A 26,227-nucleotide genomic window follows, 5' to 3' on the forward strand; every position below is an offset into this window, starting at 1 on the left:
CTTGATTTCGATCAATGCCGGATGGCACTTTGATGATGAAGATGCCATCCTCCCGTTGCGCAGGGACGGAGCGAAGGGTTTATCCCCTCCGGGCCGGCGCAGCAGATCGTTGGTACGACCGCGAACGGAACCCGCGCGATGGATTACGAGAGCTTCTTCCGCAGCCAGATCGCAACGCTGAAGCAGGATGGCCGCTACCGGTTCTTCGCCGATCTGGCGCGGCAGGCCGGCAACTTCCCGACGGCCACCTTCCGCGACGGGCAGGGGCGGGAGCGGACCGTGACGGTCTGGTGCTCCAACGACTATCTCGGCATGGGCCAGCACCCGACCGTGCTGAAGGCGATGCACGACGCGCTCGACGAGGTCGGGGCCGGGGCCGGCGGCACCCGCAACATCTCCGGCACCAACCGCTACCATGTGCTGCTGGAACGCGAGCTGGCCGACCTGCACGGCAAGGACGCCGCCCTGCTCTTCACCTCGGGCTATGTGTCGAACGACGCGACGCTGACCACGCTGGGCAAGATCCTGCCCAACTGCGTGATCCTGTCGGACGCGCTGAACCACAACTCGATGATCACCGGCATCCGCAACTCGGGCGCCGAGAAGCACATCTTCCGCCACAACGACCCCAAGCATCTCGACGAGCTGCTGTCCGCCATCGCCCCCGGCCGACCGAAGGTGGTCGCCTTCGAGAGCGTCTATTCGATGGACGGCGACATCGCCCCCATCCATGACCTGTGCGACGTCGCCGAGAAGCACGGCGCCATGACCTACCTCGACGAGGTGCACGCGGTCGGCATGTACGGCGCGCGCGGCGCCGGCGTGGCCGAGCGCGACGGCGCGATGGACCGCCTCACCATCATCGAGGCGACGCTCGGCAAGGCGTTCGGCGTGCAGGGCGGCTACATCACCGGCTCGGCGGCGCTGATCGACTGCGTGCGCAGCTTCGCCGCCGGCTTCATCTTCTCGACCTCGCTGGCCCCGGTGCTGGCGGCCGGCGCCTTGGCCAGCATCCGCCACCTGAAGACCAGCCAGACCGAGCGCGAGCGCCACCAGGAGCGCGCCGCCACGCTGAAGCGGCTGTTCGCCGACGCCGGACTGCCGGTGATGCCCTCGGTCAGCCACATCGTCCCGCTGATGGTCGGCGACGCCCACCGCTGCAAGCGCGCGTCCGACGAGCTGCTGGAGCGGCACGGCATCTACGTCCAGCCGATCAACTACCCGACCGTGCCGCGCGGCACCGAGCGGCTGCGCTTCACCCCGACCCCGCTGCACGGCAACGCCGAGATGGAGCGGCTGGTCGAGGCGCTGCTCGACGTGTGGAGCCGGCTGGATCTGCGTCTGGCCGCCTGACCGGACTCCCGGGCGGACTCCGGTCGCGGGCGCTTCCCCCGCGGTACGAATATTTTCCCCTCTGGACAGACGGGGCGCGCGGCCCTAACTTGACAGGGTGGTTGCGATTGACTCGCAGCCATCCTGTTCGCGCCCGCCCGTCCCTAAACCTGTCCAGGGGTTTGCCATGTACCGTGACAACTCGCTGATGCCGAAGGAGGCCGTGCGCCTCGTCGTCCTGGGCACGCTGATCCAGGGCGGGCCGTTGCGCTACGCCGACCTCGCCGGGTCGGTGCGCCATTTCCTCGACCGCCTCGTCGGGCCGTCGCTCGACCTGATGGGCACCTCGCTGGAGATGCTGCGCTACGAGGGGCTGATCGAGGCGCTCGACGGCAGCGGGATGGAGGACAACGCGCTGCTCGGCCCGACCGCGGCCGGCCGCGCCGAGTTCGACACGCTGATCCGCGCCAACGTCCGCGCGCCCTCGGCCGACGGGCTGAACAAGCTGGTCATCGCGCTGAAGCTGCGCTTCCTGCATCTGCTCGACACCGAGTCGCAGAAGGAGCAGGTCGACAACCTCGTCGCCCTGTACGAAACCGAACTGGCACGGCTGGGCGACCTGAAGCGCGCCAACACCGCCTCCACCGGTCATTTCGCCGCATGGCTGGAGCAGGACGTCGCCCAGGCCGAAGAACGGCTGGCCTGGTTCCAGGATCTGCTGAACCGTCTGTAACCTTTTATTTACCGAATTCTTGCGCGGACGCGACCTTTTCGACCGGGGTCGCGTCCGCGTTTGTTTTGGGGCCGGATTCTGGTGTAGCTTGGCGGCGACATCAACCTGCCGGAATGACCCCTCCATGGCCTCGACCCTGTCGACCGACGACCTTGAAGACCGCCTTCGCATGGAATTCGTCGATGACGCGCGGGATCGGCTGGAGCTGATGAACGGCGCGTTGGCGGAACGGGCCAAGGGCGCGCGCGGCGACGCCGAGACGATCGGCGTGCTGCGGCTGGAGGCCCACAACTTCAAGGGCATGGGCACCAGCTTCGGCTATCCCACGGTCAGCCTCGTGGCGCACCGGCTGGAGGATTACCTGAGCGGCCTGAAGCAGCTCGACATCCGGCAACTCACCGACGCCCAGACCTTCATCGACCGCATCGCCGAGCTGGTGGACCGCGCCGAGCAGCCGCGGCTGGCCGAGACCAACCAGATCATTCGCGCGCTGCCGGTGCGCTACGAGTTCCAGGTCACCGACATCGAGGTCCGCAACGTCGAGATCATGCTGGTGACGCCGTCCAAGGTGATCGCCAAGAAGCTGGGGGCGGAGCTGGCCGCCTGCGGCTTCCGCACCATGACGGTGACCGATCCGATCGAGTCGATCAGCCTCGCGGTCCGCGTGCCGCCCGACATGGTCATCGCCTCGATGGTGATGGACGGTCTGTCCGGCCTCGACCTGATCCGCGGCCTGCGCGCGATGAGCGTCACCCACAACGTGCCGATGGCGCTGCTGACCTCGCTGAACCTCGACCACCCGTCGCTCAAGGAAATTCCGCACGGCGTCTCGGTGATCCGCGTCGGCGAGCATTTCGGCGACGATTTCGCCGCGGTGGTGGCCAAGCACAATCTGGGCTGAGGGAATTCGGTTGGGGGCGGCGGGCCGCCCCCTGTCCCTTCCTCACTCCGCGATCGGCGAGGCGCCGATCTTGCGGCGGGGGGCGGCCTTGATCGACGGGCCGGCGTTGTCGGCCGGCTTGGCGATGGTGGTGGTCGTGCCGCGCGATCCGGCGGGGGCGCTGCCCTTCAGCCGCAGCAGATGCAGCCGGACATAGGCGGTGGAGCCGCCGGCCTTCACCGCGATCCAGTCGCTGTTGCGCACCCGCCCCAGCACGCTGACCGCCTGCCCGGCGCCGATGGTGGCGACCACCGGGCCGCTGGCCGAGGGCTGGCTGCGCAGCTGCGTCGCCTTGTCGGCCTCCCATTGGCCGTAAACGGGCTCCAGCCCCGTGCCTTCCGGCGCGGAGCGCACATCGGGCGGGTTGGGAATGCGCTCGCGCGGCATGCAGCCGGGGACCATCAGCGTGGTCAGGGCCAGTGCCACGGGGAGAAGGCATGGAAGAAGACGCGCAGGCCGGATCATCGGACACCCTGGGGATCGCTCAACCGTTGGCGCGACCATACAGGAGGAACGCCGCTCTTCGCCACCGCAGCGCAACCGGACGGGGTATGCGCTTTTTGGGGCGGCCGTTTCAGAAGGCTGCCCTGTCGGCGAGGGCGCCGATGCCGAACAGGTCGCGCAGCACGGCCCGCCCCTGCGGCGTGGTGGACAGGGTCCGGCTTCCGCCGCTGCGCCGGATGACGTCCCGCTCCAGAAGATGGGCGCACAGCGCGGCGCCGACGGCGCCGGCGACGTGCGGGCGGCGCTCGCTCCAGTCCAGGCAGGGCCGGCAGAGCGGGCGCGACGAGCGGGGCGCCGGGGCCACCACGATGCCGAGATCGCGGAAGAAGGCGACGCCCTGGTCGGTGACCAGCCCGGCCCCGTCGTCGAACTCGATGGCGCCGCGCGCCAGCAGGGCGTCGGTGATCGCCACGCCGAGCTCCCCGGCGAGGTGGTCGTAGCACAGGCGCGCGTGGCGCAGCGCCGCGTCGCGCGGCCCGGTGCGCGGCGGCTTCGCCAGCGGCGGCGCGGTGAGCGCCGCGATCTGCATCACGGTTTCGAGCAGCCGGGCGATCTCCGGGCCGGCCAGCCGGTGGTAGCGGTGGCGGCCCTGCCGCTCGGCCGTGATCAGCCCGGCCCCGCGCAGTTGCCCGAGATGGCCGCTCGCCGTCTGCGGCGTGACGCCCGCCACGGCGGACAGCTCGGTCGCCGTCAGCGCGCGGCCGTCCATCAGGGCCGCCAGCATCGCGGCGCGCGCCGGCTCGCCGAGCAGAAGGGCGATCTCCGCGATCCGGTTCGTGTTCATCGCCGGCCTCCTTTCACCTCCAGGCTACAGGGGAAGCTCCCTCGCCGGTTTCGGTCAAGACCGAAGCGTCGGCGATCGCGGCCGTTCAGAAGGCGAAACCGCAGCCGCCGGGCTTCACCGTGCGCTCGGCCACGGGCGGGTTGGCGGCCAGCTTGGCCGCCGGACGGATCGGCCGGCGGACCAGCTCGCCGCCGCAGTTGGGGCAGCGCTCGCCCGGCAGCCGGCTGCGGCAGCCGCCGCAGAAGGTGCATTCGAATGAGCAGATGTAGGCATCCACGGAGTCGGGCGGCAAATCCCGGTCGCAGCATTCGCAGTTGGGGCGGAGTTGCAGCACGGCGGGCGTTCCTTCCAAGGGGGGCGATGCGGGGAAGGATAGCGGAGGCGCCGCCGCCATGACATCGGCGGGATTGCCGACAGCCGTCAACATCGCGCCAATCCGCGAGGGCAAACGAAAACGGCGCGGCCCTCCACGGAGAGCCGCGCCGTTCTCAGTCACGCCGGTGAAGGCGTTGTCGTCTTACCAGGACTTGGCGCGGGCGTGCGCCGGCTTGCCGCTGGCGTGCGGCTCGCGCCGCGCGTGGCTGTGGTCCGGGCGGCCCTGGCCGTGGTGGTTGTCCGACCGGGCATGGTCCGGACGGGCGGAGCGGGCCGGGTGGCCGCCCTTGCTGTCGCCGCTGTGGTTGTTGTTGCGCTGCCACGGCTTCGGACCGCCGCTCGGGCGGCCGTTGCGGCTCGGCGGACGGCCGCCGGCGGTGAAGGGACGCTGCGGCTCCAGGCCGGGGATCGTGTGGATCGCCAGCGTCGCGTTGGTGTAGCGCTCGATGCGGAACAGCGTCTCGCGGTCGGCGCGCGAGGCGAAGGAGATCGCGATGCCCGAGGCGCCGGCGCGGCCGGTGCGGCCGATGCGGTGAACGTAGTCCTCCGCCGAACGCGGCAGGTCGAAGTTGATGACGTGGGTGATGTCACGGACGTCGATGCCGCGCGCCGCCACGTCGGTCGCCACCAGCAGGCGGACCTGGCCGGTGCGCAGGCGCTGGAGCGTGCGGTTGCGCTTGCCCTGGTCCATGTCGCCGTGCAGGGCGGCGGCGGCGTGGCCGGCGAGGCTCAGCTCCTCGGCCAGCGTGTCGGCGTCGCGCTTGGTCGCGGCGAAGATGATCGCCTTGCCGACCTCCGGGGTCGCGGCGATGTGCTGGAGCAGACGGCGCTTGTGGTCGAGGTCGTCGGCGTGGTGCAGGCGCTGCTCGACGTTGATCGAGGTCGCCTGGCTCTCGACGGCGACGCGCTCCGGGTTGCGCAGCAGGTTGCCGGCGAGCCCGGCCATGCGGCGGTCGAGCGTCGCGGTGAACAGCAGCGTCTGGCGGGTCGGCGGGCAGCACTTGGCGATGGTCTCGACGTCGTCGAGGAAGCCCATGTCCAGCATGCGGTCGGCCTCGTCGAGGATCAGAACCTCGACGGCCTCAAGATCGATGCGGCGGCGCGACACATGGTCGAGCAGGCGGCCCGGGGTGGCGACCAGCACGTCGACCGGGCGCGACAGCAGGCGGAGCTGCTCGCGGTAGGGCATGCCGCCGACCACGTCCACGATGTTCAGCTTCATGAACTTCGCGTATTTGCGGGCGGCGTCGGTGACCTGCTTGGCCAGCTCGCGGGTCGGGGCCAGCACCAGAACGCGCGGGGCGGCGACGCCCAGGCGCGGCAGCTCGGCGATGCGGGTCAGGGCCGGCAGCATGAAGGCGGCGGTCTTGCCGGTGCCGGTCTCGGCGGTGGCGAGGATGTCGCGGCCTTCGAGCGCCGGCGGAATGGCGGCGGACTGGACGGGGGTGGCGGTGGTGTATTCGAACGCCTCGAGGGCCTTCAGGACGAGCGGGTGCAGACCGAGTTCGGAAAACGACAAAGCGAGTCAACCTTCTCAAAGCAAGACGGCACGCCCACGCGCGCCCGGATGGCGGACGTGGGAGAAGCCGGCGGTTTCGCCGGGAGGAGGTCGAGAGGGAGAGGCGTCTATCCGAAGCACGGACCGTCCGTCCCCAGCATGGGGTGGACGCCCTGCGAAATCTAAGCGCGTCTCGCTCAAGAGACGCGCGAGCCTCCAGCGATCAAGACGCACTACATAGTCTATTGCGGCGCACAAACCAAGATCTTTCCACCAGGGAAAGCCCTGCGCCTGTCACGGACCCTCCATGCGTTTGCCGGGGTTGCCCCGCCGGTCAGGCCGGACGGTCCGGCGGAGGCGCCGTGTCGGGAGTGGCGGCGCGGGCGCGGAGCGCGTCGCGGATCTCCTCCAGCAGCACCTCCTGGCGCGACGGTCCGGCCTCGGCCTTGTGCATGAAGTGCAGGCGGTTGACCTGCCGGACGATCAGGAACAGGGCGCCCGAGACGATCAGGAAATTGATCAGCGCGTTGATGAAGCGGCCGTAGTTGATGGTCGCCGCCCCGGCGGCCTCGGCGGCGGCGAGGCTGTCGTAGCGGCCGCCGGACAGGCTGATGAAGTAGTTGGAGAAGTCGATGCCGCCCATGATCCAGCCGATCGGCGGCATCAGCATGTCCTTGACCAGCGAGTTGACGATGCCGGTGAAGGCGGCGCCGATGATGATGCCGACCGCCAGTTCCACGACGTTGCCGCGGCTGATGAATTTCTTGAACTCGTTGAGCATGGCGTCAGTCCCCGAACCGTTCGGTTGAGGAAACGGTGCGAGGCTGCCATGGTTTCCGTCGCCGCGCCGTTGCGTCCGGGTGGAGCGGCGGGTGTACCACGATCAGGCTGCGATACCGCCAAGCGGAAGCGCTGGCACACCCAGCTTCCTTTCCGTCATGACCGGGCTTGTTCCGGTCATCCGCGCCCGGTCTCCTTCCGATCGTTCGCGGCCGTGGATGCCCGGCTCAGGGCCGGGCATGACGAGTCAGGGGGCTGTCAGGACTTGCGCCCGGCGCTATGAGAGTTCGGGTGGGTGTATGTGGGGCAGGACTTGCGTCAAGCGGATCGGAGGAGATGGAATGGTCGATGCCGAACGGGGTTTCCGAAACGGCGAGGTCCGGATCGTCGCGGTGCCGGACATCCGCGTTGCCGTGCTGGAGCATCGCGGCGACCCGGCGCTGATCGGCGAGTCGATCCGGCGCTTCATCGCGTGGCGCAAGGCGGTGGCGCTGCCGCCCAGGCTCGGCGCCACCTTAAACATCCTGTACGACGATCCCCTGACCACGCCGCCCGCCGCGTTCCGCCTCGATCTCTGCGCCGCCACCGATCGCGCGATCGAACCGAACGACGCCGGCGTCGTCGTCAAGACCATTCCCGGCGGCCGTTGCGCCGTGCTGAGCCACACCGGCTCCGAGGAGTCGCTTCGCGCGGCGATCCTGCATCTCTGCATGGATTGGCTGCCGAGCAGCGGCGAGCAACGGCGCGACTTTCCACTCTATTGCCAGCGGATCGCCTTCTTCCCCGAAGTGCCGGAGGACGCGGCGGTCACCGACCTGTTCCTGCCCATAAGATAGCGCCACAACGAAAAGGGCGGCCCCCGATCCGGAAGGCCGCCCCTGTCGTGATTGTCCGGCTTTCCGCCGCGTCCTACGCGATACGCCCGTGGCAGTGCTTGAACTTCTTGCCCGAGCCGCAGGGGCAGGCGGCGTTGCGCTGGGTGGTCGCCATCACGTCGGCCGGAAGCGGCTGGTCTTCCGGAATCCCGGCGGCGGAGGCGCGGACCATGCCGTCGGGAAGCTCCTCGCCGCCGGCCAGCGCCAGCGCCGGGTCGTTGCGGCCCTCGTGCATCTCCTGCATCTGGCGGGCGAACAGCTCCTCCGGCGAGGGCGACATGCGGATCTCGACGTGCATCAGCACCGAGGTGACCTGCTCGCGCAGCGCCATCAGCATGCCGTCGAACAGCTCGAACGCCTCGCGCTTGTACTCGTTCAGCGGATCCTTCTGGGCGTAGGCCCGCAGGGAAATGCCCTGGCGCAGATGGTCGAGCTGGAGCAGGTGGTCCTTCCATTCCTGGTCGAGGATCTGGAGCAGCAGGCTCTTCTCGACGTGGCGCATCGTCTCGGCGCCGTAGGACTCCTCCTTCTCCGCGTATTTGCGGTCGGCGGCCTCGCGCACGCGCTCCTCGATCTCCGGCTCGGCGATGCCCTCTTCCTTGGCCCACTCGTGAACCGGCAGATCCATGCCCAGCAGGCGGTTGGCGGCCTCGTGCAGGCCGTCGATGTCCCACTGCTCGGAGTAGCTGTTCGCCGGGATCGCCGTCGCCACCATGTTGGCGACGATCTGATGGCGCATCTCCTGGATTTCCTCGGCGATGTCGGCGCTCTCCATCACCTCGCGGCGCTGCTCGTAGACGACCTTGCGCTGGTCGTTCATGACGTTGTCGAACTTCAGCAGGTTCTTGCGGACGTCGAAATGATGCGCCTCGACCTTCTGCTGCGCCTTCTCCAACGCCTTGTTGATCCAGGGGTGGATGATCGCCTCGCCCTCCTTCAGGCCGAGGCGCTGGAGCATGCTGTCCATCCGCTCCGACCCGAAGATGCGCATCAGGTCGTCTTCCAGCGACAGGAAGAACTTGGAGGTGCCCGGGTCGCCCTGGCGGCCCGAACGGCCGCGCAGCTGGTTGTCGATGCGGCGGCTCTCGTGCCGCTCGGTGCCGACGACGTAGAGGCCGCCGGCCTCCTTGACCTTCTCGCGGGCCTCGGCGATCTCCGCCTCGATCCGCTTGATGGCGGCGTCGCGCTCGGGACCTTCCGGCAGATCGGCCAGCTCGACCTCGATCCGCATCTGCAGATTGCCGCCGAGCTGGATGTCGGTGCCGCGGCCGGCCATGTTGGTGGCGACCGTCACCGCGCCGGCGCGGCCGGCCTGGGCCACGATGTAGGCTTCCTGCTCGTGGTGGCGGGCGTTCAGCACGTTGTGGGGAATCCCACGCTTGTTGAGCAGGTCGGACAGCAGCTCCGACTTCTCGATCGAGGTGGTGCCGACCAGGACCGGCTGGCCGCGCTTGCGCGCGTCCTCGATCAGGTCGATCATCGCGTGGTACTTCTCGGTCGCGGTCCGGTAGACCTCGTCGTCGTGGTCGATGCGCTTGACCGGGACGTTGGTCGGGATGTCCACCACCTCGAGGCCGTAGATCTCGCCGAACTCGGCGGCCTCGGTCAGCGCGGTGCCGGTCATGCCGGCCAGCTTGGGGTAGATGCGGAAGTAGTTCTGGAAGGTGATCGAGGCCAGCGTCTGGTTCTCGCGCTGGATCGTCACCTTCTCCTTGGCCTCCAGCGCCTGGTGCAGCCCTTCCGAGAAGCGGCGGCCGTCCATCATGCGCCCGGTGAACTCGTCGATGATGATGACCTTGTCATCCTTGACGATGTAGTCCTTGTCGCGCTGGAACAGCGTGTGGGCGCGCAGCGCCTGCTGGGCGTGGTGGACCAGCGCCACGTTCTGGATGTCGTAGAGCCCGCCCGACTTCAGCAGCCCGGCCTCGGCCAGCAGCCGCTCCATGTGCTCCTGCCCGATCTCGGAGAAGCTGACGGAGCGGTGCTTCTCGTCCTTCTCGTAATCCTCGGGCGTCAGTGCCGGGATCAGCGCGTCGACCTGCATGTACATCTCGCCCGCGTCGGTCGACGGGCCGGAGATGATCAGCGGGGTGCGCGCCTCGTCGATCAGGATCGAGTCGACCTCGTCGACGATCGCGTAGTTGAAGGGCCGCTGGACCAGCTCCTCCAGGCGGAACTTCATGTTGTCGCGCAGATAGTCGAAGCCGAACTCGTTGTTCGTGCCGTAGGTGATGTCGCAGGCGTAGGCGGCGCGGCGCTCCTCGTCGTCGAGGCCATGGACGATGACGCCGGTGGAGAGACCCAGGAAGCCGTAGACCCGGCTCATCCAGCCGCTGTCGCGGGTCGCCAGATAGTCGTTGACGGTGACGACGTGGACGCCCTTGCCCTCCAGCGCGTTCAGGTAGACGGCCAGCGTGGCGACCAGCGTCTTGCCCTCGCCGGTCCGCATCTCCGAGATCTTGCCCTGGTGCAGCACCATGCCGCCGAGAAGCTGCACGTCGAAATGCCGCTGGCCGAGCACGCGCTTGGCCGCCTCGCGCACGGTGGCGAAGGCGTCGGGCAGGATGTCGTCCAGCGACTCGCCCTTCGACAGGCGCTCGCGCAGCCAAGTGGTGCGCGCCTTCAGCTCGTCGTCCGACAGCGCGATCAGCGACGGTTCCAAGTCGTTGATTTGCTGGACGGTTTTGTGCAGCGCCTTGACCGCGCGCGTGTTGGCGGTGCCGAAAATCTTGCGGGCGAGAGCGCCGAACATGAAAACCTCGGAAGTAAAGCGGAGTTGGGCCAGCCTATCGACGGGTCTGACATAGGACTATGGCAAGGCCCTGTCAACGAGACCCGCCCCTTTGCCACGCCGGAAACCTTCGGGAAAGCGGGCGGAAACCCGCCGGAAAACGCGGCGGGGGACTGGTATCGGCGGGTGGGCGGTCACAGTTGTGTGACGGATCGATGGGACCCTTGCCCCGTGCGCGCGACCCATGCTTAATCCACGCGGAATCGGGCGCGGAGCGGCGGATGGCTCCGGCGCCTCGGGAGCTTGCTTTCGATAACATCCGCCGGAAGGAAAAGACAGGTCATGGTCAATCGTATGTTCCGCACCGCGCTTCTCTCGATGGCGGCCTGCGGCATCGCCCTGGCGGCGCACGCCCAGACTCCCGCTCCGGCTACTCCCGCTCCGGCTACCCCCGCCCCGGCGACCGCCGCCGTCGCCGACCCCGTGGTCGCCCGCGTCAACGGTGAGGAGCTGCACCAGTCGGACGTCACCCGCATGGTGTCGCAGCTGCCGCCGCAGGTGCAGCAGATGCCGATCGAGATGATCTACCCGGCGGTCCTCGACCAGCTGGTCAGCGGCAAGCTGGTCGCCGCGGCCGGCTACAAGGACAAGCTGGCCGACAGCCCCGAGGTCAAGGACGAGATCAAGCGCGCCGAGGAGCGCGCCGTGCAGCGCGCCTACATCCAGAAGGAGGTGAAGGCCCGCATCACGGCGAAGTCGCTCGACGACGCCTACCAGGCCTTCCTGAAGCAGAACCCGCCGCAGGAGGAGGTCAAGGCCGCCCACATCCTGGTGGAGAAGGAGGACGAGGCCAAGGCCATCCTCGCCGAGCTGAAGAAGGGCGGCGACTTCGCCAAGATTGCCAAGGAGAAGTCGAAGGACACGGTCGCGGCCCAGGCGGGCGGCGATCTCGGCTACTTCACCAAGGACGCGATGGTCGAGCCCTTCGCCAACGCCGCCTTCGCCATGAAGAAGGGCGAGGTGAGCAAGGAGCCGGTGAAGACGCAGTTCGGCTATCACATCATCAAGGTCGAGGACAAGCGCACCCAGCCGGCGCCGACGCTCGACGAGGTGAAGCCGCAGCTGGAGCAGACGCTGTCCAAAGACATCGTGACCGCCCTGGTCGACGAGCTGCGCGCCGGCGCCAAGGTCGAGACCTTCCAGATGGACGGCTCGCCGATGCCCAAGGAGGAGCCGAAGGCCGCCGAGCCCGCCCCGGCCGCCGCCGCGCCCGCTCCGGCGGCCGAGCCGAAGAAGAACTGAGGACACCGGCCAAGCCGCCGCTCTCTTGCCTCCACCCCGACCCTCCCCCGCATCGCAGGGGAGGGGGTAAGTGGCGGAGCGGCGGCAGTCCCCTCCTCTGCGAAGCGGGGGAGGGTCGGGGCGGGGGCCTGTGTTCCCCACCCCCGCCATACTCCCCGACACCCCGCACCACGCGCCCATCACGGGAATCGCCCCATGGCCACGACGCTCTCCCCCTTGGCTCCCGCCAGCTTTCCGACGCTGCCCTCGATCGCCGGCGTGCGCATCGCCACGGCGAACAGCGGCATCCGATACAAGGGCCGCGACGATCTGCTGCTGGCCGTGCTGGATCCCGACACCGCCGTCGCCGGCGTGCTGACCCGCTCGCTGACCTGCTCGGCCCCGGTGATCTGGTGCCGCGACAGCCTGCCCAAGGGCTCGGCCCGCGCGGTCGTGGTCAACGCCGGCAACGCCAACGCCTTCACCGGCAAGGCGGGCGACGCCACCGTGCAGGCCACCGTGCAGGCCGCGGCCTCCATCGCCGGCTGCGCGCCGGACGAGGTCTACATCGCGTCCACCGGGGTGATCGGCATCCCGCTCGCCGCCGACGCCATCGGCAAGTGCCTGCCGGGCATGGTCCCGGCGCTCAGCCCCGACTCGGCCGCCTGGGAGAAGGCGGCGCGCGCCATCATGACCACCGACACCTTTCCCAAGGGCGCGGTGCGCACCGCCAGCATTGGCGGCACGACGGTGACGATCTCCGGCTTCGCCAAGGGCTCGGGCATGATCGCGCCGGACATGGCGACGATGCTGGGCTTCGTCTTCACCGACGCCGCCATCGCGCCGACCGCGTTGCAGGACATGCTGTCGGAGTTCACCGAGCGCACCTTCAACGCCATCACGGTGGACGGCGACACCTCGACCAGCGACACGCTGCTGCTGTTCGCGACGGGCAAGGCCAACAACGCTCCGGTCGCCAGCGCCGACGCCGCCGAACTGACGGAGTTCCGCGCCGCGCTGGAGGATCTGCTGCTCGATCTGGCGTTGCAGGTCGTGCGCGATGGCGAGGGAGCGACCAAGTTCGTCGCCATCACGGTGGACGGCGCCGACAGCAACCCGGCGGCCAAGCGCATCGCGCTGACCGTCGCCAACTCGCCGCTGGTCAAGACCGCCATCGCCGGCGAGGACGCCAACTGGGGCCGCATCGTCGCCGCCATCGGCCGCGCCGGCGAGCGGGCCGACCGCGACCTGATCAGGATCACCGTCGGCGGCACGCTGATCTGTGCCGACGGGATGGAGGTTCCCGGCTACGACGAGACTCCGGTCGCCGCCCACATGAAGGGCAAGGAGATCGACGTCCACATCGACCTCGGGCTCGGCCGCGGCACCGCCAAGGTGTGGACCTGCGACCTGACCCACGGCTACATCGACATCAACGGCAGCTACCGGAGCTGAGCCGGCCATGGCCGCCTGTTTCGATCCCAGCTCGACGCCGGCCCGCGGCTCGCTGCCGACGCTGCTGGTGGTGGCGGTCGCCCTGGTCGACGCCGACGGCCGAGTCCTGCTCGCCCAGCGCCCGCCCGGCAAGTCGCTGGCCGGACTCTGGGAGTTTCCCGGCGGCAAGGTCGACGAGGGCGAGACTCCCGAGGCGGCGCTGGTGCGCGAGCTGAAGGAGGAGCTGGGGATCGACACGGCGGCGAGCTGCCTCGCCCCCTTCACCTTCGCCTCGCACAGCTACGAGAGCTTCCATCTGCTGATGCCGCTCTATGTCTGCCGGGTGTGGGAAGGCGACGTCACCGCGCGCGAGGGGCAGACCCTGGCCTGGGTCCGGCCGGTCCGCATGGGCGACTACCCGATGCCGCCGGCCGACGTGCCGCTGGTGGCGATGCTGCGGGATCTTCTGTAGACCCTGCGTTGAAAAGCGTTCCAACCGGGGGTATCTTGTCTGGAGGTAGCCGGTGGGTGTTCCCGCACCCACCGGCACGCTCCTGATGCGCCTAGCGCCGGAACCTTTCAGGTCCGAATGGGGCGGATCCCGATCCGCCATTTCCGCCACTGGAGCACCAGGAAGAAAGGCATCGTCTTCATGCCGTTTTCTTCCTTCTGAAACGGCGGGCGGCCCACTCCGCCCGCCGTTTTCAGTTTACGCGCGCAGGAGGAGCAACGCCATCGCTTCACACGTCTGTGTGGCAGCCCAACGCTTGTTCCAGCCCCCGCCCGTTCCGGCTTCCGATTGCGGCTTTGCCGGTGGGGCGATCTGTGCCACATGATGGACCCAGAAACGCAAAGCCGGTTTCCGGCCCCACCAACTGAACCGCATCGGCGTGGATTTGTTGTTTTCCCTTTCCGGCCGTGACCCCGACGGGGGTTTCGGCAAAGGCTCCGACGCGGCGCTGAACGCGCTGCGGGCGGTGTTCGGCTACGATTCCTTCCGCGGCCAGCAGGCGGACATCATCGACCACGTCGTCCATGGCGGCGACGCGCTGGTGCTGATGCCGACCGGCGGCGGCAAGTCGCTGTGCTACCAGATCCCGGCGCTGGTCCGCGACGGCGTGACCGTGGTGGTGTCGCCGCTGATCGCCCTGATGCGCGACCAAGTGATGGCGCTGCGGGAACTCGGTGTGCGCGCCGCCTTCCTGAACTCCTCGCTGGGCGCCGGAGAAGCGCGCGAGATCGAGCGCGACATGGTGGCCGGCGACCTCGATCTGGTCTATGTGGCGCCGGAGCGGCTGGTGACGCCGCGCTTCCTCGATCTGCTCGACCGCACCAACCTTGCCCTGTTCGCGCTGGACGAGGCGCATTGCGTGTCGCAGTGGGGCCATGACTTCCGGCCCGAGTATCTCCAGCTCTCGATCCTGCACGAGCGCCACCCGATGGTGCCGCGCATCGCGCTGACCGCGACCGCCGACGTCCAGACCCGCAACGAGATCAAGGAGAAGCTGGGCCTGACCGACGCCCGCGTCTTCCTGTCCAGCTTCGACCGCCCCAACATCACCTACCGCGTGGTCCCGAAGAAGAGCGAGCGCCAGCAGATGCTGGCCTTCCTGAACGAGAACCACCCGGAGGACGCCGGCATCGTCTATTGCATGTCGCGCGCGAAGGTCGAGGACACAGCGGCCTGGCTGAACGCCCAGGGGCGCGAGGCTCTGCCCTACCACGCCGGCCTGCCGGCCGACGTGCGCGAGGCCAACCAGGACCGCTTCATCAAGAGCGAGGGCTTGGTCATGGTGGCGACGGTCGCCTTCGGCATGGGCATCGACAAGCCGAACGTGCGCTTCGTCTGCCACCTCGATCCGCCCAAGAGCCTGGAGGCCTACTACCAGGAAACCGGCCGTGCCGGGCGCGACGGCCTGCCGGCCAACGCCTGGATGTCCTACGGCATGGCTGACGTGGTGATGCTGCGCCAGATGCTGGAGCAGTCGGAGGCCGGCGACAGCCACCGCCGGGTCGAGCGCGGCAAGCTGGAGGCCCTGCTCGGCTTCTGCGAGACCGCGCATTGCCGGCGCCAGGTGTTGCTGAACTACTTCAACGAGACGCTGGCCGAGCCCTGCGGCAACTGCGACACCTGCCTGGAGCCGGTCGAGCGCTGGGACGGCACCATCGCGGCGCAGAAGGCGTTGTCGGCGGTCTACCGCACCGGCCAGCGCTATGGCGCCGGCCACCTGATCGACGTGCTGCTCGGCAACACGACGGAGAAGGTGGCGCAGCAGGCGCACGACACGCTGAAGACCTTCGGGGTCGGCAAGGATCTGTCGAAGGCGGAGTGGCAGTCGGTCTACCGGCAGTTGGTGGCCAACGGCCTGCTGACGGTGGATCTGGAGTATGGTGGCTTCCGCCTGACCGACGCCGGGGTCGCCGTCATCAAGGGCCAGCGGACGGTGGCTCTCCGCAAGGATCCGGTGCAGGAGCGCCGCCGTGGTGTGAAGGACGCGCTGCGCCGCCAGAGCGGGCGCGGCGGTTCGTCGGGCGACGGGGTGTCGCGCGGCGGCGCGCGCGGGGCGCTGTCGGCGGCCGACGACGCGCTGTGGCACGCGCTGCGCGACTGCCGCACGGGGCTTGCCAAGGCGCAGGGGGTGCCGCCCTACGTGATCTTTCACGACAGCACCTTGCTGGAGATGGTCAGCCAGCGTCCGCGCGACCACGCGGCCTTCGGGCACCTTCCCGGCGTGGGCGGGCGGAAGCTCGAACGCTACGCCGACGCGTTTCTGGAGGTGATCCGCCAGCATGGCTGAATGAGCGATTTTCTGAAATTGTTCGCTTGCATCCGGCAAGGCACGTCGCTATGTTCCCCGCCACGACGACGCCGCAGTAGCTCAGGGGTAGAGCAACTGATTCGTAATCAGTAGGTCCGGGGTTCAAATCCCTGTTGCGGCACCAGTTTCTAAGGCCCTGGAAGGTAATGCCTTCCGGGGCCTTTCCATGTCTGGGCCATGGTAAAGCTCAGCGTTTCGCCAACTCTGAATTCAGAGGGCGCTTGGCGGCCGGTCCGTCATGGCTGGCATCAGGCGTGCCTTGACTGGGCGGTTCGCTCCCCCACAGGCACACCCCTTCGAACCAAGTCCGTTCAGGTCGCCGTGGTGGCGGCGACAGCCGGTGCCGGTGCAGCCGGCGGCGTGACGGGGAGCGGCTGGTCGGCAAGCTCGTGGCGGCCGGAGACGGCGCGGGCCACGCCCAGGGTGACGGTGCGGTGGCAATGCTCGGCCAGAGCCTTGCGGCTGGAGAAGCCGTCGATGGTCACCGGCGGATGGAACTCCACCTCCACCGTCATGCCGCCGAGCTTGAACGCCTGCCACAGATGCGGCGCGAGGTCCATGTCGCCGTACCAGGCGTAGAAGGGGCGGAAGGCGAAGCCCATGGGAATGTTGTCGAGCCGCGTCGGCGTCACGCTGACCGGCTGCACCGTCAGCGGCTTGTCGCCGATGCGCCGGGCGGCGACGGCGAACAGGGCGGTCTTGAAGGGCAGGGTGCGGTTGCCGTCGCTCGACGTCCCCTCGGGGAACAGGATCAGGCTGTCGCCGGCGTCCAGGCGGCCGCCGATGTCGTCGCGCTGCTTGCCGACCTCGGTCCGCGCCTTGCGCTCGACGAAGACCGTCCGTTGCAGCTTGGCGAGCAGCCCGAAGAAGGGCCAGCCGGCCACCTCGGTCTTGGCGACGAAGGAACCGGGAATGACCGAGCCGAGAACCGTGATGTCCAGGTAGGACGAGTGGTTGGACACGAACAGGACCGGCCCGTCGGCCACCCGCTGCCCGCGGACCACCACGTCGATGCCCAGCAGGCGGGCGCAGCTCCGGTGGTAGAAGACCGGCAGGCGGTGCCGGAGTGGCCAGCCACGGGCCACGGCCAGCGCCTGAAGGGGAATCAGCAGCAGCGTCCACGCCGCGTACAAGGTCAGACGCAACGCCCCGCGCCCGGTCGATCCCAACGCTCGCGCGGTGTCCGTCATCGCTGTCTTCAAACCTTCAGCCGGGTTGGCCGTCGCGGCTGCGACGTTCGTAATGCTTGAAATACTTGTCGGTGATCAGGTCGGTCTTCACCACGATGCAGACGTCGGTGGTGTTGAACTGGTGGTCGATCACCACCCCGTCGCCGATGAAGCCACCCAGACGCAGATAGCCCTTGATCAGCGGCGGCAGGATGTTCAGCGCGCGGCGCGGGTCGATCGCGTCTTTCTCCATCAGGTTCATGGAGACGTAGCGCTCCGGCAGCGCGGTGGCGCGCAGTTCCGGCGGGGCCAGATGATGGTGGTGCAGGTAGGCCAGAGGTTCGGCCAGGGCGCCGGGATCCGTGCCCGGCAGGCTGGCGCAGCCGAACATCAGGGCGATGTCGTGCTGGAACACATAGGCGGCGATGCCCTGCCACAGAAGCTGCATGCTGCCGCGCGTGCGGTAGCCGGCATCGACGCAGGAGCGTCCCAATTCCAGGATCTCGCCGGGCCAGGCGACCAGCGGGGAGATGTCGTACTCGTCGCTGGAGTAGAAGCGGCCGGCCCGGGCGGCGGCCGGGCGGCGGATCAGGCGGTAGGTGCCGACCACCATGTCCGGGCCATTGCCGCGCGCGTGGTCGATGACCAGCAGATGGTCGCACAGCGCGTCGAACTCGTCGAAGTCGCGGAGCTGCGCCTTCATCGCGTCCGACGGAATCGCCGTCATTTCCTCGTAGAACACGCGGTAGCGCAGAGCCTGCGCCCAATCGACCTCGGCGGCGGTCTTGGCCAGCCGCACTTCCAGGGATCCCGTCCGAATGCCGGACATCTCGCCCTGGTCAACGCTCGTATCAGCCATGTCGACGGTTCGCTGCCGTGGTTCGCGACGGTGCGGCGCACCGGCCTTCGTCACCGGGAACAAGCGGCCGGTGACGATGCGCGAAGGTGCGATCGCATCGCAAGGGATAACACGAAGCGGCGGGCGGCGGTCAACCGACATCGTCGGGGCTGCCGGCTTCCTGTCCGACTTCCCGCCCCGCTTGCCAGGCAGCGGCCGGAAGGGCCGCGCTCCGTCACAAATCCGTCAGCATGACGCCGGGCTGGGCCGCCCCGGTCAGGCACAGCCCCGGTCAGGCGGCGCCGCGGCGGGCGCGCGTGCCCAGGCCGATCTGCTTGGCCAGCGAGCTGCGCTGGCGGGCGTAGTTGGGGGCGACCATCGGGTAGTCGGTCGGCAGGCCCCAGCGGTCGCGGTATTCCTCGGGCGACATATTGTACGCCGTCTTCAGATGCCGCTTCAGCATCTTCAGTTTCTTGCCGTCTTCCAGGCAGACGATGTAATCGGGAGTCACCGACTTCTTGATCGGAACGGCGGGCTGCGGCCGCTCCTCCGCCACCACGGGTTCGGTGCCCACATTGGCCAGCGACTTGTAGACCTGCTCGATCAGCGTCGGAAGATCGGTGAGAGCGACTGTATTGTTAGAGACATGCGCCGCCACGATCTCCGTGGTCAGAGACAACAGCGCGTTGGAAGGGGACCCGTTGCTCATGTAAGCTTGCTCCGCGGCATTCGTTCCTCTCCATATAAAGAGGTTTCACCCGAGGTGCAATATCCATCCTTTGCTCATAAAGAGGAAGCAGTGGGCGAAAAAATCTCCACGGACTTGTTTCTCGACATCACCACCCAGCTCTGCCCGTTAACCTTCGTCAAGACCAAGTTGATGGTGGAGCGGATGGCGGCGGGGCAGACCCTCGAAGTCCGCCTGAACGCTGGCGAACCCTTGGAAAACGTGCCCCGTTCCTTGGCGGAACTGGGGCACAGCATTCTGTCGGTCGTTCCCGAACGACCGGAGGAGCCGATGGGCGTTCACCGCCTGGTGGTGCGGAAAAATTAACCCCCCTGCTCCGGGAGGGCCGGGGCGAGGTCGTGGCGCAGAACCAGGGCGGCCACCCGCCCGTCCCGCCGCCTGTAGTAACCGGGGCGGCGGCCGACGGAAAAAAAGCCGCAAGCCTTGTATAGAGCGCGCGCCGCGTCGTTGTCCTCGGCCACTTCAAGAAACAGCGCAGTCGCGCCCAGGTGCCGGGACCCGCTCAACGCCGCCTCGACGAGGCGGCGCCCGACCCCGGACCGGCGGCCGGCGGGAAGCACGCCGATGGCGAGGATCTCGGCGTCCTCCGCCGCGACCCGGGTCATGACGAAGCCGACCGGTTCCTCTCCCCGCAGGGCCAGCGCGGCGAAGCCGCCGGGGGGGCCGATCAGCGCGGCGACGGACGCGACGTCCCACGGATCGTCGGGGAAGCAGGCCTGCTGGAGCGCCGCCACCACGCCGGCTTCCAGCGGGCCGGCGGCGTGAAGGCGCGGATCGTCCCGCCCGGCGGTCATGATCTGGGCTTCGGCAGCGTGACGTCGGGCGGGCGCAGGTAGAAGGGCTCCGCCGGCAGTCCGGCGGGCCGCGCGGCCCCCAGCGCCGCCACCACGGCGGCGTCCGGCACGCCGTCGCCCGTCGCCCAGGACAGGTCCGGGCGCCCGTCGAGAACCGGGCGCAGCGGACCGGCGCCGTCGCCGGCGATCAGGAGCGGGGCGCCGCTGGGGAGGCGGGCGTCCAGCCAGGCCGGCACCGCCGCCGGCTCCAGCATCGCCGGCTCGCCGAGCGGGGCCAGGGCGGCGTCGAAGAGCTGGAGGAAGGGCTCCGTCCGCCGGCTGTCGACCGTCACCAGAACGGCCCGCCCGGCGCGCTCCGCCTCCGGCAGGCCGTGGGCGACGGCGTCGAAGGTGGTGACGCCGATCACCGGCAAATCCTGCGCCACGGCGATGCCGCGCGCGGCGGCCAGCGCGATGCGCAGGCCGGTGAAGGCGCCCGGCCCGACCGTCACCGCGATGCGGTCGATCCCGGAGAAGCCGATCCCGGCGTCGGCCAGCACCGCCTGGGCCAGCGGCACCAGCACCTCCGCCTGACCGCGCGCCATCGGCGCGCTGCGGCGGACCGTCAGCGCGCCATCGTCCCACAGCGCGGCGGAACAGCCCGACGTCGCCGTGTCCAGTCCCAGAACCTTCATCGTCCCGTCAAACCCGTGCTAGACAGCACCCCTCGGCCCTCCCATCCGTACACAAACGGTTTCACGCATCATGCTGATCGACATCGCGCCGCCGGATTACGACATCGACCTGGACCTTCTCTACGCCACGGCGGACAATTTGTCCGGCGTGCCGATCTACCGCGCGCCGGTGTGCCTGCTGCACCCCGAGGCCGCGCGGCGGCTGCGCGCGTCGATCGCGCTGGCGCGCGGAATCGGCTGCCGGCTGCGGGTGTACGATGCCTTCCGGCCGGCCGAGGCGCAATGGAGGCTTTGGCAGGCCTTTCCCGACCCCACCTACATCGCCGATCCCCGGCTGGGCTCCAACCACACGCGCGGCGTCGCCATCGACCTGACGCTGGCCGACGCGGCGTCCGGCCGGCCGCTCGACATGGGGACCGGCTTCGACGAGATGACCGAACGCTCGCACCACGGCCGCGCCGACCTGACCACCGAGCAGCAGCGCAACCGCGCCCTCCTGCTCGGCGTCATGAGCGCCGCCGGCTGGGACCATTACGCGTCGGAATGGTGGCACTACCAGCTTCCCGACGCCGAGCGCTACCCGCTGCTGGCCGACACCGCCGCCGGCGGCCGGATGATGTGAGCGCGGGCGGCGGGCGGGCCCGCGCACGAAACGAAGCCCGCCGCGCATCGGTTGTTGCATGCGCGCATCGCATCGCCGGCGTTGGTGGAAAAACGCTGTGGCGGACTTGTTCCGGCATGGGGGACTGTGGCACATCTCTTGCGATAAGCCGGGTTTTTGATCCGGCTTCCCGTTGTCACAGGACGCCATGCCGTTTCGCCGTGCCGTCAGGGTGCTCGCCACCGCCATTCTGACCGTCTGGACCGCCCTGGTTCCGGCGGGACGCGGGGCCATGGCGGCGGACCCCGGCCCCAGCGCGGTGGTGTTCGCCTACGACCGCTTCGGCGAGGACCAGAACCCGTCGATCAGCATCCGCATCGACCAGTTCGAGGCGCATCTCGACGAGCTGACCGACGGCGACTATCAGGTCCTGCCGCTTCCGAAGATCCTCGACGCGCTGCGCACCGGCAAGCCGCTGCCCGACCGGGCGGTGGCCATCACCATCGACGAGGCCAGCCGCTCCGCCTACACCGAGGCGTGGCCGCGCCTGAAGGCCGCCAACCTTCCCTTCACCCTGTTCGTCGCCACCGACGCGGTCGACCGCGGCTCGCCCGCCCACATGAGCTGGTCGGAGATCCGCCAGATGGCGGCGGCGGGGGTGACCATCGGCGGGCTGGGCGGCTCCACCCAGTCGCTGGTGCCGCGGTCGCCGGCCGAGGTGGTGGCGGAGCTGCGCCGCATGTCCGACCGCTTCCAGACGGAACTCGGGCAGCGGCCGACCCTGTTCGCCTACCCGCAGGGTGAATATTCCCTGGCGGTGCGCAAGGCGGTGGCCGAGCAGGGCTTCGTCGCCGCCTTCGGCCAGCAGTCGGGCGTGCTGCACCCGCAGGCCGATCCGTGGGGCCTGCCGCGTTTCGTGATGAACGAGACCTACGGCAGCGTCGACCGCTTCCAGCTCGCCGCCAACGCGCTGCCGCTGCCGGTGTCGGACCTGACGCCGGACGATCCGCTGATCACGGTGAATCCGCCGCCGCTGGGCTTCACCATCGCCGACAGCGTCGGCGACAGCGCCAAGCTGGCCTGCTTCGCGGCGGGGCAGGGGCGCACGGTGCTGGAGCGCATCGCCGAGGACCGCGTCGAGGTCCGCATCAAGGATCCCTTCCCGCCGGGCCGGGCGCGGGTCAACTGCACCCTGCCGACCCCGGAAGGCCGCTGGCGCTGGCTGGGCGTGCAGTTCCTGATTCCGGATTGAGTCTTCACCCCCGGTAGCGGTGCGTCGCTCCGGTGAAATCCTCGACCCTGTAGTCCCCCTTTCCCTCATCCGCGATCCAGGCGGGTGCGGCGGGGGCCTTGCCGTGGCCGCCGGGGATGTCCAGCACGTAGGTCGGTTGGCAAAGGCCGGACACCCGCCCGCGCAGCCCCTTCACCAGCGCTTGCCCCTCGGCCAGCGTGCTGCGGAAATGGCTGGTGCCGGCGGCGAGATCGGGGTGGTGCAGGTAGTAGGGCTTGACCCGGTTGCGCACCAGCCCGCGGAACAGCGCCTCCAGCGCCGCCGGGCTGTCGTTGATCCCCTTCAGCAGCACCGTCTGGCCGACCAGCGGAATGCCGGCCTCGACCAGCCGGGCCAGCGCGGCGCGGACCGGCGGCGTCAGCTCGTCGGCGTGGTTGACGTGGACGGCGACCCAGGTGGCGAGGCCGGGGGCGGTGAGCGCCTCGACCAGCTCGCCGGTCACCCGGTCGGGGTCGGCGGCGGGGATGCGGGTGTGCAGACGGACGATTCCGACATGCGGCATGGCCGACAGCGCCTGGACGATGCCGCGCAGCCGGCGCGGCGACAGCAGGAACGGGTCGCCGCCGGTGACCACCACCTCCCACACCTCGTCATGGTCGCGGATGTAGGCGAGCGCCGCGTCCAGCTCCTCGCCGGTCAGCGCCTCGCCGCCGGGGCCGACCATCTCGCGGCGGAAGCAGAAGCGGCAATAGACCGCGCAGGCGTGCAGCGGCTTCAGAAGCACCCGGTCCTGGTAGCGGTGGACGATGCCCTTGACCGGGCTGCGCGCCACGTCGCCGATCGGATCCTCGCGCTCCTCCGGCGCCGTGTACGCCTCCTCCGGGGAGGGGACGTACTGGGCGTACAGCGGGTCGTCCGGCGTACGCCCGGCGAGCTGGTCGCGCAGGTACGGGGTCACCGCCACGGCGTAGCGTTCGGCCACCGTTTCCACGGCCTTGCCGGCCTCGGGGGTCATCAGCCCGGCGGCCACCAGATCGGAAACACTGTGAAGGGCCTTCATCGCTCTTTCCCGCCTCGGCGGATTCCGTCATGTAAGGAAGCGTCCGCTCTTACTCCCGTGAGACCCATGCTGTCGACTCTTCCCCGTCTGATCGGCCACCGCGGCGCCAAGGAAAGCGCGCCGGAGAACACGCTCGCCTCGATCCGCGAGGCCGCCAGCCAGGGCGCCCGCTGGGTCGAGGTCGACGTCATGCTGACGCGCGACCAGCGGCCGGTGCTGATCCACGACGACACGCTCGACCGCACCACCACCGGCAAGGGCCCGGTTCCGCTGCTCGACCTCGCCGAGTTGCGTCAACTCGACGCCGGCTCCTGGTTCGACCCGCGCTTCGCCGACGAGCGGGTGCCGACGCTGGAGGCGGCGGTCGGGCTGATCCGCGAGCTCGGCCTCGGCCTCAACCTGGAGATCAAGCCCTATCCGGGGCAGGAGGCGGCGACGGCCAAGGCGGCGCTGGAGGTGCTGCGCCCGCTGTGGCCGGCCGACCGGCCGCTGCTGCTCTCCAGCTTCGAGGTGCCCTGCCTGGAGGTCGCCCGCGACCTGTGGCCGGAGATCCCGCGCGGCTACCTGATCTGGGAGGAGCCGGCGGATTGGGCGGCCATCGCCGACCGGGTCGGGGCGGCGAGCCTCAACGTGAACCAGGAGTGGCAGACGGCGGAGAGCGTCGCCGCCTACCGCGCTACCGGGCGGCCGGTGCTGGCCTACACCGTCAACGACGCGGAGCGGGCGCGGACGCTGTTCGGCTGGGGCGTGGCAGCGGTCTTCACCGACGCGCCGGGGCGGCTGGCGGCGGAGTTGGCGGAACCTTCCGTTCGCGGTTGCGGAAAAGTGTGAACGTTTTTTGCGTGCCGGGCCGAATCCACTCGTAGGATGGGCCGTTTCCTCATATATAGAACCGCATGGCGCGCCCTGCCGGAACCGGTCCGTTTCCGGCGGGGTCTTTCGTCGTCTGGTATCCGCCGCTTTGATCCGGCGCCCCCATGGGTGCACGTACGGTTTTTGGAGGGTTCGTTGAAGGCGTTGAAGCCGTTGCCGATGTCCGGCCGGGATGTTCTGCCGCTCGTCGAGGGTGGCAAGGGGATTGCCGTGTCCAACGGCGAAAGCTCCGGCGCCTGGGCGGCGGCCGGCGGCATCGGCACCTTTTCGGGGGTCAACGCCGACAGCTACGACGAGAACGGCAATCTGCTGCCGCAGATCTACAAGGGCAAGACCCGGCGCGAGCGGCATGATGAGCTGATCGCCTTCGGCATCCAGGGTGGCATTTCCCAGGCCCGCATCGCGCACGAGGCGTCGAACGGCCAGGGCCGCATCCACATGAACGTCCTGTGGGAGATGGGCGGCGCCGAGCACATCCTGCACGGCGTGCTGGAAGGCTCCAAGGGCATGATCCACGGCGTCACCTGCGGCGCCGGCATGCCCTACAAGGTGGCCGAGATCGCCGTCAGCTACGGTGTCCACTACTACCCGATCGTGTCGTCGGCCCGCGCCTTCCGCGCCCTGTGGTTGCGCGCCTACCACAAGTTCCGCGACAACCTCGGCGGCGTCGTCTACGAGGATCCCTGGCTGGCCGGCGGCCACAACGGCCTGTCCAACTCGGAGGATCCGCAGAAGCCGGAGGATCCGTTCCCCCGCGTCCTGGCGCTGCGCCAGATGATGAACAGCTTCGGCCTGAACGACACGCCCATCGTCATGGCGGGCGGCGTCTGGTGGCTGTCGGAGTGGGAGGACTGGATCGACAACCCCGATCTCGGCCCCGTCGCCTTCCAGTACGGCACCCGCCCGCTGCTGACCCAGGAAAGCCCGATCTCCGACGCGTGGAAGAACCGGCTGCTGAACCTGAAGCCGGGCGACGTCTTCCTCAACCGCTTCTCGCCGACCGGCTTCTATTCGTCGGCGGTGAAGAACCCGTTCCTGCTCGACCTGATGGCGCGGTCGGAGCGGCAGATCGCCTACCTGTCCAAGCCGGTGGGCGAGCATTCCTCGGAATTCCCGGTCGGTCCGCGCGGCCGCCCGGTCTACGTCACCGAGACCGACAAGGCCCGCGCCGAGGGCTGGCTGAGCCAGGGCTTCACCACCGCGCTGAAGACGCCGGACAGCACGCTGGTCTTCGTCACGCCGGAGCAGTCGGAGAAGATCCTGCGCGACCAGGTGGACTGCATGGGCTGCCTGTCGGCCTGCGGCTTCTCCAACTGGATGCAGAACGAGGCCGGCACCACCGGCAAGAAGGCCGACCCGCGCTCCTTCTGCATCCAGAAGACGCTCCAGGCGGTCAGCCACACCGACGACTGCGAGAACCAGCTCATGTTCGCCGGCCACAATGCCTACCGCTTCGCCTCCGATCCCTATTACAAGGACGGCTTCATCCCCACGGTGAAGCAGCTGATCGAGCGCATCGCCAGCGGCTACTGAGCGGTTTTCAGCACCCGGTACACCCCCGATACCGCCGCGCGACGCAGTTTCTTGCGTCGCGCGGCGGATTCGTTCTACAGTGGAACGATCTGCGGCCTTCCGCCGCAAGTCATCGTGCCTCACGTCGTGCCCCGTATCGGATCTCGACGTATCAGCGGGTTGCTGCCCATGACGACCGCCCACCGCCCCTTCAAGCGCGCCCTCGACCGCCTGCACGGTGCCGGCCTGCGGCCGACCCGCCAGCGCCTGGGACTCGCCCGTCTGCTCTTCGAGGGATGCGACCGCCACGTCACGGCGGAGCAACTGCATGGCGAGGCGGTGTCGGCCGACCTGCCGGTGTCGCTGGCGACCGTCTACAACACGCTGAACCAGTTCACCGCCGCCGGTCTGCTGCGCGAGGTGGTGGTGGAGGCCGGAAAATCCTATTTCGACACCAACACCAGCGACCATCACCATTTCTTTCTGGAGAACACCGGCCGGCTGGAGGACATCCCCGGCGACCATCTGGCGATCCAGAACCTGCCGAGCGCGCCGACCGGAACGCGAATTGCCCGCGTCGATGTGATCGTCCGTCTCGTCGAAGACGGCGAGTGATCGTCCGGGGCGACTGCGACTTACTC

General features: G+C 69.0%; 26 protein-coding genes and 1 tRNA gene. 15 read left to right on the plus strand and 12 right to left on the minus strand.

The annotated features are described in order from the left end of the window. The first annotated feature begins 138 nt into the window (after positions 1–138). The 3 genes from hemA to JN22_RS20640 all read left to right on the plus strand — a co-directional run bounded on the left by hemA (position 139) and on the right by JN22_RS20640 (position 2,966). Entirely contained in the window at positions 139–1,353 is a 1,215-nt protein-coding gene (gene hemA, locus JN22_RS20630; protein WP_085555715.1) for a 5-aminolevulinate synthase, read from the plus strand. 166 nt (positions 1,354–1,519) lie between these two features. After that, positions 1,520–2,065, plus strand: a complete 546-nt coding sequence (locus JN22_RS20635) for a hypothetical protein (RefSeq protein WP_085555716.1) — start codon at positions 1,520–1,522, stop codon at positions 2,063–2,065. A 124-nt stretch (positions 2,066–2,189) separates the two neighbouring features. Then, positions 2,190–2,966 carry an Hpt domain-containing protein gene (locus tag JN22_RS20640; RefSeq protein ID WP_085555717.1) on the plus strand — a complete coding sequence of 259 codons (777 nt, stop codon included), beginning with the start codon at positions 2,190–2,192 and terminating at the stop codon, positions 2,964–2,966. A 42-nt stretch (positions 2,967–3,008) separates the two neighbouring features. Here the strand turns inward: JN22_RS20640 and JN22_RS20645 are convergent, their stop codons facing one another. The 5 genes from JN22_RS20645 to mscL all read right to left on the minus strand — a co-directional run bounded on the left by JN22_RS20645 (position 3,009) and on the right by mscL (position 6,947). Beyond that, positions 3,009–3,431, minus strand: coding sequence for an SH3 domain-containing protein (locus JN22_RS20645; RefSeq protein ID WP_223677817.1), 423 nt, complete (start codon positions 3,429–3,431; stop codon positions 3,009–3,011). A gap of 148 nt (positions 3,432–3,579) precedes the next feature. After that, on the minus strand, positions 3,580–4,293 hold the full coding sequence (locus tag JN22_RS20650) for an ArsR/SmtB family transcription factor (protein ID WP_085555719.1): 714 nt from the start codon (positions 4,291–4,293) through the stop codon (positions 3,580–3,582). A gap of 85 nt (positions 4,294–4,378) precedes the next feature. Beyond that, positions 4,379–4,627, minus strand: coding sequence for a DUF1272 domain-containing protein (locus JN22_RS20655; protein ID WP_085555720.1), 249 nt, complete (start codon positions 4,625–4,627; stop codon positions 4,379–4,381). 183 nt (positions 4,628–4,810) lie between these two features. Beyond that, positions 4,811–6,187, minus strand: coding sequence for a DEAD/DEAH box helicase (locus JN22_RS20660; RefSeq protein WP_085555721.1), 1,377 nt, complete (start codon positions 6,185–6,187; stop codon positions 4,811–4,813). 313 nt (positions 6,188–6,500) lie between these two features. Next, entirely contained in the window at positions 6,501–6,947 is a 447-nt protein-coding gene (gene mscL, locus JN22_RS20665; RefSeq protein ID WP_085555722.1) for a large conductance mechanosensitive channel protein MscL, read from the minus strand. 340 nt (positions 6,948–7,287) lie between these two features. Here mscL and JN22_RS20670 point away from each other — a divergent pair, with 340 nt between their 5' ends. After that, positions 7,288–7,782, plus strand: coding sequence for an AraC family transcriptional regulator (locus JN22_RS20670; protein WP_211099677.1), 495 nt, complete (start codon positions 7,288–7,290; stop codon positions 7,780–7,782). Positions 7,783–7,855: 73 nt separating this feature from the next. On the opposite strand, the gene secA is transcribed toward JN22_RS20670, so the two are convergent. After that, a complete protein-coding gene (secA, locus tag JN22_RS20675) occupies positions 7,856–10,573 on the minus strand; it encodes a preprotein translocase subunit SecA (RefSeq protein WP_085555724.1) in 2,718 nt (905 codons plus the stop codon). Between the two features lie 321 nt (positions 10,574–10,894). On the opposite strand from secA, the gene JN22_RS20680 reads away from it, so the two are divergent. The 5 genes from JN22_RS20680 (at position 10,895) to JN22_RS20700 (ending at position 16,210) form a co-directional block, all read left to right on the plus strand. Then, positions 10,895–11,854: a peptidylprolyl isomerase gene (locus tag JN22_RS20680; protein WP_085555725.1), complete on the plus strand. Its 960-nt coding sequence runs from the start codon at positions 10,895–10,897 to the stop codon at positions 11,852–11,854. 195 nt (positions 11,855–12,049) lie between these two features. Then, positions 12,050–13,288: a bifunctional glutamate N-acetyltransferase/amino-acid acetyltransferase ArgJ gene (argJ, locus tag JN22_RS20685; protein ID WP_085555726.1), complete on the plus strand. Its 1,239-nt coding sequence runs from the start codon at positions 12,050–12,052 to the stop codon at positions 13,286–13,288. Between the two features lie 7 nt (positions 13,289–13,295). Continuing rightward, complete coding sequence (locus tag JN22_RS20690) at positions 13,296–13,739, plus strand: (deoxy)nucleoside triphosphate pyrophosphohydrolase (protein WP_085555727.1); 444 nt, start codon at positions 13,296–13,298, stop codon at positions 13,737–13,739. A 418-nt stretch (positions 13,740–14,157) separates the two neighbouring features. After that, the gene (recQ, locus tag JN22_RS20695; RefSeq protein ID WP_085555728.1) at positions 14,158–16,065 is read left to right on the plus strand and encodes a DNA helicase RecQ; all 1,908 of its coding nucleotides are present in this window, start codon (positions 14,158–14,160) and stop codon (positions 16,063–16,065) included. 70 nt (positions 16,066–16,135) lie between these two features. After that, positions 16,136–16,210: transfer RNA gene (locus tag JN22_RS20700), tRNA-Thr, on the plus strand. A gap of 187 nt (positions 16,211–16,397) precedes the next feature. Here the strand turns inward: JN22_RS20700 and JN22_RS20705 are convergent. The 3 genes from JN22_RS20705 to JN22_RS20715 form a co-directional block, all read right to left on the minus strand. Next, a complete protein-coding gene (locus tag JN22_RS20705) occupies positions 16,398–17,276 on the minus strand; it encodes a lysophospholipid acyltransferase family protein (protein ID WP_085555729.1) in 879 nt (292 codons plus the stop codon). Positions 17,277–17,292: 16 nt separating this feature from the next. Next, a complete protein-coding gene (locus JN22_RS20710) occupies positions 17,293–18,114 on the minus strand; it encodes a GNAT family N-acetyltransferase (protein ID WP_085555730.1) in 822 nt (273 codons plus the stop codon). 271 nt (positions 18,115–18,385) lie between these two features. Then, on the minus strand, positions 18,386–18,802 hold the full coding sequence (locus tag JN22_RS20715) for a MucR family transcriptional regulator (protein ID WP_085555731.1): 417 nt from the start codon (positions 18,800–18,802) through the stop codon (positions 18,386–18,388). A 90-nt stretch (positions 18,803–18,892) separates the two neighbouring features. Between JN22_RS20715 and JN22_RS20720 the strand changes: the two genes are divergently transcribed. Further along, complete coding sequence (locus JN22_RS20720) at positions 18,893–19,147, plus strand: sulfurtransferase TusA family protein (protein WP_085555732.1); 255 nt, start codon at positions 18,893–18,895, stop codon at positions 19,145–19,147. On the opposite strand, the gene JN22_RS20725 is transcribed toward JN22_RS20720, so the two are convergent. Further along, entirely contained in the window at positions 19,144–19,635 is a 492-nt protein-coding gene (locus JN22_RS20725) for a GNAT family N-acetyltransferase (protein ID WP_085555733.1), read from the minus strand. The two genes, JN22_RS20720 and JN22_RS20725, sit on opposite strands and share 4 nt — an antisense overlap. Beyond that, the gene (tsaB, locus tag JN22_RS20730; protein WP_085555734.1) at positions 19,632–20,309 is read right to left on the minus strand and encodes a tRNA (adenosine(37)-N6)-threonylcarbamoyltransferase complex dimerization subunit type 1 TsaB; all 678 of its coding nucleotides are present in this window, start codon (positions 20,307–20,309) and stop codon (positions 19,632–19,634) included. Before tsaB ends, JN22_RS20725 begins: the two co-directional genes overlap by 4 nt. Positions 20,310–20,379: 70 nt before the next feature. Here tsaB and ddpX point away from each other — a divergent pair, with 70 nt between their 5' ends. Both ddpX and JN22_RS20740 read left to right on the plus strand, forming a co-directional pair. Beyond that, complete coding sequence (gene ddpX / locus JN22_RS20735; protein ID WP_085555735.1) at positions 20,380–20,931, plus strand: D-alanyl-D-alanine dipeptidase; 552 nt, start codon at positions 20,380–20,382, stop codon at positions 20,929–20,931. A 187-nt stretch (positions 20,932–21,118) separates the two neighbouring features. After that, the gene (locus tag JN22_RS20740; protein ID WP_085555736.1) at positions 21,119–22,162 is read left to right on the plus strand and encodes a polysaccharide deacetylase family protein; all 1,044 of its coding nucleotides are present in this window, start codon (positions 21,119–21,121) and stop codon (positions 22,160–22,162) included. 4 nt (positions 22,163–22,166) lie between these two features. Here the strand turns inward: JN22_RS20740 and JN22_RS20745 are convergent, their stop codons facing one another. Then, entirely contained in the window at positions 22,167–23,201 is a 1,035-nt protein-coding gene (locus JN22_RS20745; RefSeq protein ID WP_085555737.1) for a lysine-2,3-aminomutase-like protein, read from the minus strand. A 66-nt stretch (positions 23,202–23,267) separates the two neighbouring features. Here JN22_RS20745 and JN22_RS20750 point away from each other — a divergent pair, with 66 nt between their 5' ends. From JN22_RS20750 to irrA, 3 genes are all read left to right on the plus strand, one after another. Next, positions 23,268–24,032 (plus strand): glycerophosphoryl diester phosphodiesterase, encoded by a 765-nt coding sequence (locus JN22_RS20750; RefSeq protein WP_085555738.1) that lies wholly within the window; start codon positions 23,268–23,270, stop codon positions 24,030–24,032. 177 nt (positions 24,033–24,209) lie between these two features. Beyond that, complete coding sequence (locus JN22_RS20755) at positions 24,210–25,607, plus strand: NAD(P)H-dependent flavin oxidoreductase (RefSeq protein WP_179166198.1); 1,398 nt, start codon at positions 24,210–24,212, stop codon at positions 25,605–25,607. 168 nt (positions 25,608–25,775) lie between these two features. After that, positions 25,776–26,201, plus strand: a complete 426-nt coding sequence (irrA, locus tag JN22_RS20760) for an iron response transcriptional regulator IrrA (RefSeq protein WP_085557268.1) — start codon at positions 25,776–25,778, stop codon at positions 26,199–26,201. The last annotated feature ends 26 nt before the right edge of the window (positions 26,202–26,227 follow it).

Source organism: Azospirillum agricola (genome assembly GCF_020005195.1).
In the GTDB taxonomy this organism is placed as follows: Bacteria; Pseudomonadota; Alphaproteobacteria; order Azospirillales; family Azospirillaceae; genus Azospirillum; species Azospirillum agricola.

What these genes read in the sequence shown, in the direction of transcription:
- JN22_RS20715 (WP_085555731.1), bottom strand. Translation starts at nt 18,802, where the DNA reads ATGAGCAACGGGTCCCCTTCCAACGCGCTGTTGTCTCTGACCACGGAG.
- JN22_RS20670 (WP_211099677.1), top strand. Translation starts at nt 7,288, where the DNA reads ATGGTCGATGCCGAACGGGGTTTCCGAAACGGCGAGGTCCGGATCGTC.
- JN22_RS20690 (WP_085555727.1), top strand. Translation starts at nt 13,296, where the DNA reads ATGGCCGCCTGTTTCGATCCCAGCTCGACGCCGGCCCGCGGCTCGCTG.
- JN22_RS20725 (WP_085555733.1), bottom strand. Translation starts at nt 19,635, where the DNA reads ATGACCGCCGGGCGGGACGATCCGCGCCTTCACGCCGCCGGCCCGCTG.
- mscL (WP_085555722.1), bottom strand. Translation starts at nt 6,947, where the DNA reads ATGCTCAACGAGTTCAAGAAATTCATCAGCCGCGGCAACGTCGTGGAA.
- JN22_RS20710 (WP_085555730.1), bottom strand. Translation starts at nt 18,114, where the DNA reads ATGGCTGATACGAGCGTTGACCAGGGCGAGATGTCCGGCATTCGGACG.
- hemA (WP_085555715.1), top strand. Translation starts at nt 139, where the DNA reads ATGGATTACGAGAGCTTCTTCCGCAGCCAGATCGCAACGCTGAAGCAG.
- secA (WP_085555724.1), bottom strand. Translation starts at nt 10,573, where the DNA reads ATGTTCGGCGCTCTCGCCCGCAAGATTTTCGGCACCGCCAACACGCGC.
- JN22_RS20640 (WP_085555717.1), top strand. Translation starts at nt 2,190, where the DNA reads ATGGCCTCGACCCTGTCGACCGACGACCTTGAAGACCGCCTTCGCATG.
- JN22_RS20650 (WP_085555719.1), bottom strand. Translation starts at nt 4,293, where the DNA reads ATGAACACGAACCGGATCGCGGAGATCGCCCTTCTGCTCGGCGAGCCG.
- JN22_RS20705 (WP_085555729.1), bottom strand. Translation starts at nt 17,276, where the DNA reads ATGACGGACACCGCGCGAGCGTTGGGATCGACCGGGCGCGGGGCGTTG.
- JN22_RS20680 (WP_085555725.1), top strand. Translation starts at nt 10,895, where the DNA reads ATGGTCAATCGTATGTTCCGCACCGCGCTTCTCTCGATGGCGGCCTGC.
- irrA (WP_085557268.1), top strand. Translation starts at nt 25,776, where the DNA reads ATGACGACCGCCCACCGCCCCTTCAAGCGCGCCCTCGACCGCCTGCAC.
- argJ (WP_085555726.1), top strand. Translation starts at nt 12,050, where the DNA reads ATGGCCACGACGCTCTCCCCCTTGGCTCCCGCCAGCTTTCCGACGCTG.
- JN22_RS20635 (WP_085555716.1), top strand. Translation starts at nt 1,520, where the DNA reads ATGTACCGTGACAACTCGCTGATGCCGAAGGAGGCCGTGCGCCTCGTC.
- ddpX (WP_085555735.1), top strand. Translation starts at nt 20,380, where the DNA reads ATGCTGATCGACATCGCGCCGCCGGATTACGACATCGACCTGGACCTT.
- JN22_RS20750 (WP_085555738.1), top strand. Translation starts at nt 23,268, where the DNA reads ATGCTGTCGACTCTTCCCCGTCTGATCGGCCACCGCGGCGCCAAGGAA.
- JN22_RS20740 (WP_085555736.1), top strand. Translation starts at nt 21,119, where the DNA reads ATGCCGTTTCGCCGTGCCGTCAGGGTGCTCGCCACCGCCATTCTGACC.
- JN22_RS20745 (WP_085555737.1), bottom strand. Translation starts at nt 23,201, where the DNA reads ATGAAGGCCCTTCACAGTGTTTCCGATCTGGTGGCCGCCGGGCTGATG.
- tsaB (WP_085555734.1), bottom strand. Translation starts at nt 20,309, where the DNA reads ATGAAGGTTCTGGGACTGGACACGGCGACGTCGGGCTGTTCCGCCGCG.